Here is a 12,439-nt window from a genome sequence, read left to right as displayed (position 1 = left end):
CGCGCCTGGTTTCCGGCGCGCTTTTTTTGGGGGAAATAATAATGCGCAGGTTCGCACGTTTACTGTTAGTTAGCTGGTGTTTGATGGCGGTTGTGCCGTCTTATGCTAATGAGCCCCAGATGGATCTGGCGCCTGCCTATACCTGGCTGGAGTTACTGGATAACGGTCGATTCTACCAGACCTGGCAATATGCCAGTCAGAGTTTTAAGCAACGTATTGATGCCTCGCAGTGGGATCAGGTATTGAAAGGAACCCGCAGCAAACTGGGAAATTTAACCAACCGTAATCTCACCGGTTATGGCAAACGTCAAAAGTTCAGCGGTTTGCCCGACGGCGAATACTGGGTGTTAAAGTTTGCCAGTGAGTTTGAGAAGGCCAGTTCACTCAGCGAAATCCTGGTCCTGTCGGAAGAGGGTGGTCAGCTAAAAGTCACCGCCTACTTTATTCAGTAGGCGGACTCATCTCAAAATCCACCTTAACCGCTAAATGATCAGAGTAATGGCGGTAACCCTTATCCATTAGCCGGTCACAGTGGTTTACCCTAAGCTCAGGACTGGTCCATAAGCGATCCAGCTTAAACAGTGGCAGGTGACTTGGAAAGCTTCTGCCGGTGCGAAGCTGCTGGTAGGTTTGATCAAGCCGCTTAAACAGCCGGGTGTTCAGCCACCATTCGTTCATATCACCACCCAGGCAGGCCGGCATTTGATTACGCTCGTTAACAGACTGAATGATCTCGTGCAAGCGTCTGGCCTGATAAGCCCGCTCTTTCTTTTTGAGTCCTAAATGGGCATTCAGCAAACTAAGCGGCTGTTTGCCCAGTGTCACCACAACGTGTTGCAGGGTGCGCGGCTCGCGGCCAGGAACGCTGATATTAAACTGCTGACGGTGCAAAACCGGATGGCGGGTGAGAATCGCATTGCCATACCAGCCATGCTCGGTAGTCACCGTTGGCGCAGGTATCAACATGTATTTGCCGTCAGCACAAATCGCACTGATATCATCGTTAACGTCGCGTTCGGCTGAGCGGGTATCCATTTCCTGTAGCAGTACAAAGTCGGCGTCCTGTTCAACCAAAAAGCGGCCGATGCGAGCATAATCCTGAATGCCGTCCCGGCCGACGCCGCTGTGCAGATTATAGGTAATTAAGCGATACATTCTTCAGATTCTTCTTTTGCCTCTTCTTTTTTCGCCTGATACATTTTAGCCGCTTTCTGCGAACCAATAATCATAGCCAGCCAGAACACCAGACCACCTACCAGGTAGGTCACGGTTTCGGCTGAGGGGTTTCTGAAAATTTGCATGATAGAGTCACCTACCAGGCCCTTAGCAACCATCTGTGGGGCCATGCCTAAAAAGGTGCCGATTAAAAATTGTACCAGTGTGATAGATGAAATACCGGCCACCAGATTCACCAGACTGAAAGGCGCTACCGGCAGCATACGAATTGCCGCAACGCCAATGATGCCGCTTTTCTTCAGCTTCTCATCAACCGCCTCAACTTTCGGGCCGCCCAGTTTGCGCAGTCCGGCATTACCTAACAGTTTACCCAGCAGGAACGTGGTGCCTGCGCTGAGCAGGGCGCCCATGATGCCGTAGAGCGGCCCCCATATCGGGCCGAAAATTGCAGCCACCGCCAGCGAGAGTACAGTGACCGGGAAGAACAGTAGCCCGCCTACCAGATACACCAGTAATACGGTCGGTAACGCAAAGTAGGTGCCGCGGCTTTCTTCCAGGAAGGCCTGAATACGGTCGCCGTCGAGCCATGGAACGGTATTACTGATAAGGATCAGCGCACCCGCTATCAGCGCCAGTATGATAACGCCCAGGCTAATCATAATGGTCCGGCGACGAGGATTGGTAATGGCACTGAATTTACCATGGAAATCCGGTATTGCCGGACCGAGCGGCTCTTCCGGATCAGAAATACTGCGAAATACATTGGTTTCCGATGCGGTGGTAAATTCACTGTCATCAATTTCTGTAAGCACATAACCGTGGGCTAACTGACCTTCCATAATGGCCGTTACCGGCGCGTCACTGTTGATCAGATCCTGCATCTGGTCTGTTTCCCGGCCGGTATGTTCAGCCAGCAGATCGTTGCGGACAAATTCGATGCAGCGCTGGTTTTCTTCCGTGCTGCCATGAAAGACCAAATCCACCTCCGTATCCAGGGTCATTGAGCGATTACTCAGGTTCGATGAGCCAATAACCAGATACTGGTTATCAATGGTCATCACCTTTGAATGCACCCGTTTGTATGCCATCCGGCCTTGTTGATCGCGGATAGACGAGTAGGTCATCATCACCCGACCGTCATCGATATCTTTTTCGATAATATTCTTAAACGTAATACGGCTCGCCCAGTAAGCCTCAGATTCAAACAATCCTTTCGGATCATAAGAACTCACAATGACCACGTGCAGATCAGGACATTCTTTCATCCGCTTGTTAATGGCATAGGCTATCTCTTCACGGGTGGCAAACTGATTTTCAATGTAAATAAATTTCTCTGCCTGACCAATGAGGTTGATCAGCATGTGCCTAACTTCCTGAACCAGCTCGGTGTCTTCCATTTCCGGAATGGTTCGCGCGATAGCACAATCGGCGTTGGTAAAGCAGGGCTTAACGCCGTCCGGCCAGCATCCAGGCAAATCATCCGTGTCGGTGTCAGGAAACCCAATAGACTCGATAGGGTTATCGGCAATGCGATTCCAGCGCCAGTGTGCGAGTTCGGCAAAATGTTTTACCAACGGGCCACTGGACACGATTTGCACATCGTGAAATGGACCATATTCACCGTCCGGACCGTTACGGCCGGGTTCATCGATTTTATGTTCACGAGTATCCCAACGATGTAATGCCACATCCATACCGCCGGAAAATACCACTTCGTTATCGATGACAACGATTTTCTGGTGCTGCGAGCCGCCCATGGGAATGGAGTCATCAAGGATAGCCTGAACATTCTCCGGTGTTTTATCCTGCCAGACTTCCAGTGCCCACATTTCACGTTGATCGAAAAATGCAAAGGATGAGTCCCAGCGTAACAGATAGATTTTGAGGTCGGGATTCTGCTCGGCTTTCCACCTGATCAGGTCGCCAATCCTTGAAGGGGCTTCAGACTGCTCTTCCTCTTCACCATGAAGCAGCCGTATACGACTGTCGATATCCCATCCAACAATGATGATTTGCTTTTCAGCTTTACAAATACTTGAATGCAAGGCCCGGTAGTAGTTGGCACAGTCGATAAGCGGGGTGGAATAGCAGGCCTGAGTTTCCTGCCAACAATTTTTACCTGGTTCGAAAATATTTTGCTTGGTCATAGTAAGCCCCTGATTACCCTTATCCTTGAAAAATCAATGTCGCTGATGTTTTGTCGTTAACATCATAAACTGATGATATTTAACCAATGGTGATTGCAGGAATTGTACCGTTTGGAGAAAACTGAGTAATATTGTAGGTTGTTGTTAAATGGTGTTTATTTGTAAGTTTGGCGAAAAGTTTTTGTGTGAGTTTTCATTCTACGGGCAAATATTTCCCGACCGTCTGTAGGAATTGCCCGACCTCATCACTACGCTGTTTAAGCGCGATTGGATTGTAATGGTGGTTGTGATTTTGCCCCAGCAAACTAAAATGCAGTCTTCTTTAAACAGGAGGTTCAGCGTGTACCGTGCCGTTTCTATTGGGTTACAAAACCCGAAATCCGCGACCAATGTTGCCAGCATTTTGCGTGCCGCCGGCTGCTTTGGCGTTAGCAGTGTGTTTTATACCGGCCAGCGTTTTCGTCACGCAAAAGAATTTAATGCTGATACCAAAGCGTATCACCGCGTGATCCCCACGGTTGGCGTTGACCATCTGGAAACCGTTATTCCGTCCGGCGCCACTGTCGTGGGGGTTGAGCTGGTGGAAGGCGCAACACCCTTGCCCGAATTCGTCCATCCGGACAATGCTTTCTACCTGTTTGGCCCGGAAGACGGCAGTATGGAGCCTTCGTTAGTCGCCAGGTGCGACCATGTGGTGTATATCCCTACCTTTAACAGTCTTAACCTGGCTGCCACTGTTAATGTATTACTTTATGACCGACTGGCGAAAAGTGACTACGACAGCTCGCTGGAATTAATCAGGAACAGCCGGGACACTAATAATCGCTTACGCCTGGATCAGTGAGTCTCCGGCACCGCCAGTGCAGCCGCCAGCAATTCATCGATTCGTGATACCGATAATGGGCGGTAAAAATGATAGCCCTGAAAGTGTACGCAGCCGTGGGCGGCCAGGAACTCAAACTGGGCCTGGGTTTCTACCCCTTCAGCGATGGTACTGAGTCCGAGTGTCGAAGCCAGTTCGATAATGGTAGAACAAATTTTGGCGTCTTCCTTCTGGCTGGCACATTCCACTACAAAGGAGCGATCGATTTTCAGCACATCCACCGGCAGGTTTTTAAGGTAGTTTAACGAAGAGTAGCCGGTGCCAAAGTCATCAATGGAAATGGCAATTTCCATTCCCTGCAATACCTGTAACACCTGAATACAGCGCTCAATATCGTTTAGAAACACACTTTCGGTGACTTCAAACTCAATCCAGGCGCCAGGAATGGCAAACTCTTCCATGCACTGATTAAGAAACGGCAGAAACGTATCAGACAGCAGATGAATGCCTGACAGGTTAATTGAGACCCGTGGCGTCAGGGGATAAATGTTATGCCAGCTGGCCAGTTGCTCAAAGACCAGTCGCAGGATCAGTTCTTCCAGCGCGATAATCTGGCCGGATTCTTCTGCTACCGGTATAAACTCAGCCGGTGAAGTGAATTTACCCGGGCTTAGCTCAAGCCGCACCAATGCTTCAAGGCCAACCAGTTCGCGATGCTGATTCACCTTAGGCTGATAAAACATGACAAACTGTTGGGCCGACTGAATGGCCTGGCGCAGAGTCTGCTCAAAATTAAACTGATCCGATGCATCCCGGGCCATGGTTAGTTCAAAGATTTTAAAGTTATCCCGACCTGCCTGTTTGGCGTTGTACATAGCAATATCGGCCTGCTGGATAAGCGTCATTGGCTGGCAATTAGCGTCGCTGGTGATGCTGATACCAATGCTGGTGGGAATTTTGAGATCCCGGCCGCCCAGGTTTACCGCTTCGCGCATGACCTGAAGGATTTTGGTGGCACTGGTAACCACCGTGGTTTCATCGTGATTACCCGTCATCATGATCACAAACTCATCACCGCCCCAGCGACATATGGTATCTCTTTCCCGGGTAACGTTAATTAAGCGTGCCGCGACTTCGGTTAACAGTTCATCACCGGCTTTATGGCCCAGGGTGTCATTGATTTTTTTAAAGCGGTCCAGGTCCAGAAAAAACACGGCTACTGAGTCAGAATCCTGATGAATGTTACGCAGAGCTATCTGTAAGGCATCGAGGAAATAGGTGCGGTTGTATAATCCGGTGAGCGGGTCGCTGTAGGCCAGCTCACGCAATTTTTCCTGCAAGCGGCGTTGGCGTGTTACATCACGAATATGCAGGGTAAACTCATTGCTTATACTGCTGCCGAAAGTCGTACCGGTAATGGTAATCTCTGCTGGGAATGTATCGCTGGTGGAGCGGCGCAGTATCAGCGTATTGCGGCGGTTGATGAGCAGGCCACTGGAGGCTACAAACTTACTTTTGAGGCTTTCTGTCACCGAGGGGCGGTCTTTTTCCAGAATAAACAGTTCAATAAAGTTGCGATTAATCACTTTGGCCTGTAAACAGCCAAAGGTGCGTTCTGCTGCCGGGTTAAATTCTATAATGTTACCCTCAAGGTTAATGGTAACAATACTGTCCATCGAGGAATTGAGGATCGCGCTCTTACGCTTTTCGCTGCTTTTAAAATCGCTTAGCAGGGAGTCCCGTTGTGTCATTTCATACTGAACACGTTCAATAACCCGATTGTACTGCCTGGCAATCTGGCCTACCTCGGTAAACGGTTCTTCCGGCACCCGCTGGTTAAAATTGGCCTGGCGCTCCTGAATATGCATCGAATTAAGTAAATCGAGTAATTCGGTAGTGGCATTGTGCTCGGTTACGTTCATACCAAGATACTCCTGCTCGGCACTCACCCGCAGCGGAATAAAACGGTTAATTAAATTCAGTGCCAGCCAGGCGAGAGTAAAACTAAACAGGCCGACTACCGTTATGCCGATAAGCTGACTAGTTAATTGCGCCCAGAAAGCGTCAGAAAACATGGCTATAGATTGATGGAAAAACGCCACGGCTAGCGTCCCCCAAATTCCGGCAAACAGGTGCGCAGGCACAACTCCCAGGGCGTCATCGAGACGCATTTTTAACATCAGGCGCTCGCCGCCGTACATCACCAGCCCGGCGATAATACCAATCAGTGCCGCTGAAGCCGGCTCAACAACATTGGCGCTGGCGGTAATTGCAACCAGGCCAGCTATGACACCGTTGAGCATGATGCTAACATCCAGAAACCGGTGCCGGCTTACAAATAAAGTGCTGGCGCTGAGCCCGCCAAAAGCGGCGGCCAGGCAGGTATTGACCAGAATAACCGGAACCTGCTCATTTAGCGTAAGCGTGCTGCCACCGTTGAAGCCAAACCAGCCAAGCCAGATGAGTAATGTGCCTAGTACCGACAGTGGTAAATTACTGCCTGCAGGGAATGTATACTTATCATCGAAACGTCCCGCTCGCGCCCCAAGCACGATAATGGCAGCCAGACTGACCCATCCGCCCACCGAGTGGACTACGGTTGAGCCGGCAAAATCAAAGAAGCCCAGGCTTTCAAGCCAACCCGGATTTTGTGCAGAGTATAACGAGCTCCAGGCCCAGTGACCTACAAAGGGGTAGATAAGCGTACATAACACGATAGTTATTAACAAATAGCCGCGATAGGACATCCGTTCGGCGACGGCTCCAGAAACTAACGTTGCTGTTGTGCCGCAAAACATCAGCTGGAATAAAAAGAAACTGTATTGCCATGGCGTGTGGGTTGCACCAAAAAGGAACTCAGATGTACCGAAATAACCCATGCTTGACTGACCAAACATGATAGCAAAACCAAACATCCAGAATAATATGGACGATACGATAAAGTCTGAAAGATTTTTCGCCGCCACATTAATACTGTTTTTGCTGCGTACTTTGCCTGTTTCCAGGCATAAAAAGCCCGCTTGCATACAAAAAACTAAAATTGCAGCGAACAATAACCAGCCTGTATCCAAAATGTCATCCCTTAAAGCTGATTGTGTCAGGTTAATCTGCACTACCAACCACAGCACTAAATTTAAAACCAATTAATAATTAAGCAATATTCATACCTTTGGAAATAGATACGCCTTCTGGCATTAATCCTGTGAATACGTATGCACAGAGTTGGCGTTCCGGCCAACTCCCGTTAGTATTTAAATCATTGTTAACAGGCTGTTACGCACCGCCATTGCGCGCAAAGGTGAGCAGGGTTACAGCCAGATACTGCATCCTTTTTCCAATGATGAGACGCTTCTCATTGTTATCGCCGGTACGCCGTTGCTAGCTGGGGTACTGGCGATGTTTTTAACTTCCGGATTCGGCGTCAGAACTACAGGATAATGGCTCTTATGAAATTGACTATACCCGCAGCTTCAGTGCTACTTGCTCTATCATTGACTGGCTGCAGCACCACTGAGCAGGGAGTGCAGGAAGAAATTTATGGCACCAAAGAGCCCTTTGCGGCACAAGCCATTTATTTTGTTCTGACCGACCGTTTTGTGGATGGTGACCCAACCAACAATCATGAACAGCAAGGCGGCGAAAACCCAACCTGGGAATTGCGCTTAAACGGTCCCGACGGCAAATTTGCCAACGTCGGCTACATGGGGGGCGATTTACAAGGCGTGTTAGATAACGCTGACTATATCGCCGACATGGGTTTTACGGCAGTGTGGTTATCACCGGTACTGGATAATCCGGATGAAGCGTTCACCGGGGATGAGCAAATCACCTATGGCGGCCAGTTTAAAGACGGCGGTAAAACCGGCTATCATGGTTACTGGGCAACCAATTTTTATAAGCCCGACGAACACCTGGTCAGCGATTCACTGAGCTATGCTGACTTTACCGGTGCCATGCGCAAGAAGGGGTTCAAAACCGTATTTGATATTGTTGCCAATCACGGTACCCCGAGCTGGACTATGCCCGTCGATCAGCCAGGCTATGGTGAATTGTATAACGCAGATGGCGAGCTGGTGGCCGACCATATGAATTTAGCCCCTGAGGCGCTGTCGCCCCAAACAGAACCATTGCATGCTTTTTTTCATCCGTACCCGGATCTGGTTAAGCTATCTAATCTCAACGAGCATAACCCGGCAGTGCAGGATTATCTGATCAACAGTTATTTGTACTGGATAGAGCAGGGCGCTGACGCGTTCAGAATCGATACCATTCGGCATGTTTCGCATAGTTTCTGGTGGACGATGGCGGAGCGGATCCGCGCTGAGCATCCGGGCTTTTACATGTTTGGCGAGAGCTTTCAGTACGACGCCAATTTTATCGCCCAGCATACGCAGCCTAAAAATGGCGGCATAGCGGTGCTTGATTTTCCGCTGCAAAAAGCGATGGTAAATGTGTTTGAAAATGCTGATAGCAGCTTTGCTGCGTTAGCAGAACACCTTTATCTGACCCACGGCCCGTATCATAACCCTTACGAGCTCACGACCTTTTATGACAACCATGATATGGCGCGAATGAATGCCAGTGATGAGGGGTTTATCGATGCGCATAACTGGCTGTTTACTGCGCGTGGGATCCCGGTGGTTTATCAGGGCTCAGAATTTGCCTTTATGCGCGGTACTGCCGAACACGCCGGTAACCGCAATTTTATTGGCCAGGCGTTACTTAACGAGCAGCGTGAAAACCCTATTCGCCAGGCCTTAAAAGCTATTGCTGAGGTTCGCAAAACCACGCCAGCCCTGCAGCGTGGCCTGCAATACAATCTTGCTATGGAAAGTGACCTGGCCATGTTCTATCGGGTGCTGGTGGAGAATGGTAAAACCCAGATTGCCCTGGTTATGCTGAATAAAGGTGATACGCAGGTCGCCATGACCGCCGATAAATTTGTCGAAGCCGGCGTGTGGCAGGAGCAATTAACCGGCAAAGTAGCGGAAACACTAAATGGCACACTGATCAGCACGGTCCCGGCGCATTCAGCGAGGGTGTATGTGCGCAATCAGCCAATCAGCAACCCGGCTTTTACGCAGGCATTGTTAAACCAGATGGCCCGTCAGTAACACCGGCTTTATTTAATGTCGCAACCGCAGGACTGACGAACCACCAGATTAGTCGGCAACAAATGGTCATCCGTTGGCTGGCCATCAATCGCCAGCAACAGATTTTCCACCAGTTTTTCGCCGGCCTGAGCCGTGTTTTGTTGCACGGTGGTCAGGCCAGGAGTAGTAAATGCCGCTAACTGAATATTGTCAAAACCGACTACCGCAACATCCTCTGGCACCCGTATCCCGGCTTCTTTAAGCTGCTGAAGCACGCCCACCGCAATAATATCTGCCGCACACACAATGGCATCGGGCAGCGCTGAAGTGGTTGCCAATAAATACTTTGCTGCCTCAATACCTGCCTCCTCAGAAGAGATTGCATCATATTGTTGGTGATTGTGCTGTTTATCCAGCGCACTGAGAAAGCCTTCGTAACGACTCTGAAACTCAGGCGCTTTGTCGCCGATATCACCAATGAACGCAAACGACTGGTAATCGTGGGAGAGTAAATGACGGGTAACAGACTGCCCGCCACTAAAATTGTCACAACCAATGGAGATCCCGGGCCATTGCTCAACGGGCGCTCCCCAGCGCATAACATGCGTATTATGCTGATGTAACTGACTGAGTTTACCGGCATAGGAGCGATAATCGCCGTAACCGAGCAGGATCAGCCCGTCGGCCTTATGGGAGTCTTCGTACTCTGCCTGCCAGTTACTCTCGAGGTTCTGAAACGATACCAGCAGATCATAGCCTTTAGCGGCGCAGGCTTTGGTAATACTGCCTAACATGGCCAGAAAGAAGGGGTTCACCAGTGAATCATCTGAAGTCGGATCCTCAAACAACAATAAAGCAATGGTGCTGCTGCGCTGACGGCGCAGATTACTGGCGTTTTTATCTACCTGATAATTAAGCTCTCGCGCGATTTCCTGCACTTTTTGGCGGGTTGCAATATTGACCAGCGGACTGTCATTCAATGCCCTGGATACAGTGGATTGCGACACGCCGGCAAGGTGAGCAATGTCAAAAGAGGTCGGTTTATGCTTCATGCGTCGTTATTATAGTTCATATTATAATTTAACCGATGGGTCCAAGCTGATTAATATCTGCACGATACCCGTTTTATTGCACTGAATTGTAAGTAGTGTTGGTTAGCACCCCTAAGACAGTGATATACTTTTGTTAAACACGAAGTAGTGTAAGCATAGCGTTTTTCTTCTGCTTCATCACGTATTTAACTTAAACATTATAATAAGAGGGCACCGCGAATGGCCGAGACTGAACACCGTCCGACCAACTTTATCCGTCAAATTATTGATAAAGACCTCGCTAACGGGGTACACACGAGCATCAAAACGCGCTTCCCTCCAGAGCCAAACGGCTTCCTGCACATTGGGCATGCTAAATCCATCTGTCTGAACTTTGGCATTGCCAGAGATTATCAGGGCAGCTGCAATCTGCGTTTTGACGATACCAATCCGGCTAAAGAAGACATCGAATATGTCAATTCCATCCAGCAGGATGTGAAGTGGCTTGGTTTTGAATGGGATGGTGAGGCGCGTTACTCTTCTGATTACTTCGACCAGTTACACGGTTTTGCTGTGGAGCTTATCGAAAAAGGCCTGGCCTATGTGGACTTCAGTACCCAGGAAGCCATGCGTGAGATGCGTGGCACGTTAACCGAACCGGGCAAAAACAGCCCGTATCGCGACACCAGCATCGAAACCAACCTGCAGGAATTTGCTAAAATGACTGCCGGTGAGTACCCGGAAGGGCATTGTTCGCTGCGGGCAAAAATCGATATGACGTCGCCGTTTATGTGTATGCGCGATCCGGTTATTTACCGGATTAAGTTTGCCCATCACCATCAAACCGGCGAGAAGTGGTGCGTTTATCCGATGTACGACTTTACCCACTGCATCTCGGATGCCATTGAAGGCATAACCCATTCTTTGTGTACGCTGGAGTTTCAGGACAACCGCCGGTTATATGACTGGGTTATCGAAAACATCACTATTGACTGTACGCCGCATCAGTATGAGTTTTCCCGTTTAAACCTGGAATACACGGTATTAAGTAAGCGTCGTCTTATTCAACTGGTGGAAGAAAAGCATGTGGCAGGCTGGGATGACCCCCGCATGCCAACCATTGCCGGCTTGCGTCGCCGCGGCTATACACCGGGTTCAGTGCGCGAGTTTTGTTTGCGTATTGGCGTGACCAAGATGGACAACATGGTTGAAATGAGCATGTTGGAAGCCTGTATTCGTGACGACCTTAACGTTAATGCGCCCCGTGCTATGGCTGTACTTGAGCCAATTAAACTGGTTATCGAAAACTTTCCGGAAGGTGAGTCTGAAACACTGACTGCGCCCAACCATCCTAATGATGAATCTATGGGTACGCGTAACCTTAAATTTGGTCGCGAAGTCTGGATTGAAGCAGAAGATTTCCGCGAATCCGCCAATAAGAAGTTTAAGCGTCTGGTACTGGATAAAGAAGTGCGCTTACGTAATGCCTATGTGGTGAAAGCCAACCGCGTTGAAAAAGACGCAGAGGGTAATGTAACCACGGTTTACTGTACCTATGACCCGGACACCCTCGGTAAAGACCCGGCAGACGGCCGCAAGGTTAAAGGCGTTATCCACTGGGTAGATGTAGCCAGCGGTGAGGCTGCGCAGTTCAGACTGTACGATCGTCTGTTCAACGTACCTAACCCGGCCGCGGAAGAGAACTTCGTTGACGCTATCAACCCGGACAGCCTGATTGTGAAGTCAGGATGGGTAGAGCCTGGCTTGCCTGGCCGTGTACCAGAAGTGGGTAGCTGGCAGTTTGAGCGTACCGGTTACTTCTGTCTGGATAAAGACTCCACGTCTGAGCAACTGGTGTTTAACCAGACTGTAGGTCTGCGTGATACCTGGGCTAAGATTGGCGATTAAGTCAGTTTTATGCTGTAGGTAAGTTTTACTCATTAAAAAGCCCCGCATCGCGGGGCTTTTTGGTATCGTGCGCCGGGCATGGCGCGTGGTGTTTCGACACCGTTTAACTCACTGTGGTGGTGAGTTGATGACTTGGAGGTGAAAGTCCTCTGCACACCCGGCAAGGGGAAGTGTTAGCCGAACGGCAAGGGTGTTCACCGCGAGGTGAAATCTGAAGGAAGCCGAAGGCAAAATGCTGGCCTGACGAACAGGAAGCGGTTT

Annotated in this window: 8 protein-coding genes; 4 read left to right on the top strand and 4 right to left on the bottom strand. The window is 49.6% G+C overall.

From position 1 onward, the window contains the following. Positions 1-41 precede the first annotated feature (41 nt). Complete coding sequence (locus C6Y40_RS07905) at positions 42-452, top strand: DUF4019 domain-containing protein (protein WP_105934112.1); 411 nt, start codon at positions 42-44, stop codon at positions 450-452. Here C6Y40_RS07905 and C6Y40_RS07900 read toward each other — a convergent pair. Next, entirely contained in the window at positions 442-1,155 is a 714-nt protein-coding gene (locus C6Y40_RS07900; RefSeq protein ID WP_105934111.1) for an endonuclease/exonuclease/phosphatase family protein, read from the bottom strand. The two genes, C6Y40_RS07905 and C6Y40_RS07900, sit on opposite strands and share 11 nt — an antisense overlap. Further along, on the bottom strand, positions 1,143-3,323 hold the full coding sequence (locus tag C6Y40_RS07895) for a VTT domain-containing protein (RefSeq protein ID WP_105934110.1): 2,181 nt from the start codon (positions 3,321-3,323) through the stop codon (positions 1,143-1,145). Before C6Y40_RS07895 ends, C6Y40_RS07900 begins: the two co-directional genes overlap by 13 nt. A gap of 310 nt (positions 3,324-3,633) precedes the next feature. On the opposite strand from C6Y40_RS07895, the gene C6Y40_RS07890 reads away from it, so the two are divergent. Continuing rightward, complete coding sequence (locus tag C6Y40_RS07890) at positions 3,634-4,167, top strand: RNA methyltransferase (RefSeq protein WP_105934126.1); 534 nt, start codon at positions 3,634-3,636, stop codon at positions 4,165-4,167. Here the strand turns inward: C6Y40_RS07890 and amt are convergent. Continuing rightward, the gene (amt, locus tag C6Y40_RS07885; protein WP_105934125.1) at positions 4,161-7,217 is read right to left on the bottom strand and encodes an ammonium transporter; all 3,057 of its coding nucleotides are present in this window, start codon (positions 7,215-7,217) and stop codon (positions 4,161-4,163) included. The genes C6Y40_RS07890 and amt overlap by 7 nt on opposite strands. A gap of 366 nt (positions 7,218-7,583) precedes the next feature. Between amt and C6Y40_RS07880 the strand changes: the two genes are divergently transcribed. Further along, positions 7,584-9,260, top strand: coding sequence for an alpha-amylase family glycosyl hydrolase (locus C6Y40_RS07880; RefSeq protein ID WP_105934109.1), 1,677 nt, complete (start codon positions 7,584-7,586; stop codon positions 9,258-9,260). Between the two features lie 8 nt (positions 9,261-9,268). Here the strand turns inward: C6Y40_RS07880 and C6Y40_RS07875 are convergent, their stop codons facing one another. Beyond that, positions 9,269-10,291, bottom strand: coding sequence for a LacI family DNA-binding transcriptional regulator (locus C6Y40_RS07875; protein WP_105934108.1), 1,023 nt, complete (start codon positions 10,289-10,291; stop codon positions 9,269-9,271). A gap of 219 nt (positions 10,292-10,510) precedes the next feature. Between C6Y40_RS07875 and glnS the strand changes: the two genes are divergently transcribed. Next, the gene (glnS, locus tag C6Y40_RS07870) at positions 10,511-12,178 is read left to right on the top strand and encodes a glutamine--tRNA ligase (protein ID WP_105934107.1); all 1,668 of its coding nucleotides are present in this window, start codon (positions 10,511-10,513) and stop codon (positions 12,176-12,178) included. Positions 12,179-12,439 lie beyond the last annotated feature (261 nt).

Origin of the sequence: Marisediminitalea alba, from assembly GCF_002993365.1 — a bacterium.
Taxonomy (GTDB): Bacteria; Pseudomonadota; Gammaproteobacteria; order Enterobacterales; family Alteromonadaceae; genus Alteromonas; species Alteromonas alba.
The sequence above is the reverse complement of the archived record's forward strand: the minus strand, read 5'-3'. Positions and strand labels throughout refer to the sequence as shown.

Bases quoted from the DNA above. Each gene is read 5' to 3' on its own strand.
- C6Y40_RS07895 (WP_105934110.1), bottom strand. From the start codon at position 3,323: ATGACCAAGCAAAATATTTTCGAACCAGGTAAAAATTGTTGGCAGGAA.
- glnS (WP_105934107.1), top strand. From the start codon at position 10,511: ATGGCCGAGACTGAACACCGTCCGACCAACTTTATCCGTCAAATTATT.
- C6Y40_RS07880 (WP_105934109.1), top strand. From the start codon at position 7,584: ATGGCTCTTATGAAATTGACTATACCCGCAGCTTCAGTGCTACTTGCT.
- C6Y40_RS07900 (WP_105934111.1), bottom strand. From the start codon at position 1,155: ATGTATCGCTTAATTACCTATAATCTGCACAGCGGCGTCGGCCGGGAC.
- C6Y40_RS07890 (WP_105934126.1), top strand. From the start codon at position 3,634: ATGCAGTCTTCTTTAAACAGGAGGTTCAGCGTGTACCGTGCCGTTTCT.
- C6Y40_RS07875 (WP_105934108.1), bottom strand. From the start codon at position 10,291: ATGAAGCATAAACCGACCTCTTTTGACATTGCTCACCTTGCCGGCGTG.
- C6Y40_RS07905 (WP_105934112.1), top strand. From the start codon at position 42: ATGCGCAGGTTCGCACGTTTACTGTTAGTTAGCTGGTGTTTGATGGCG.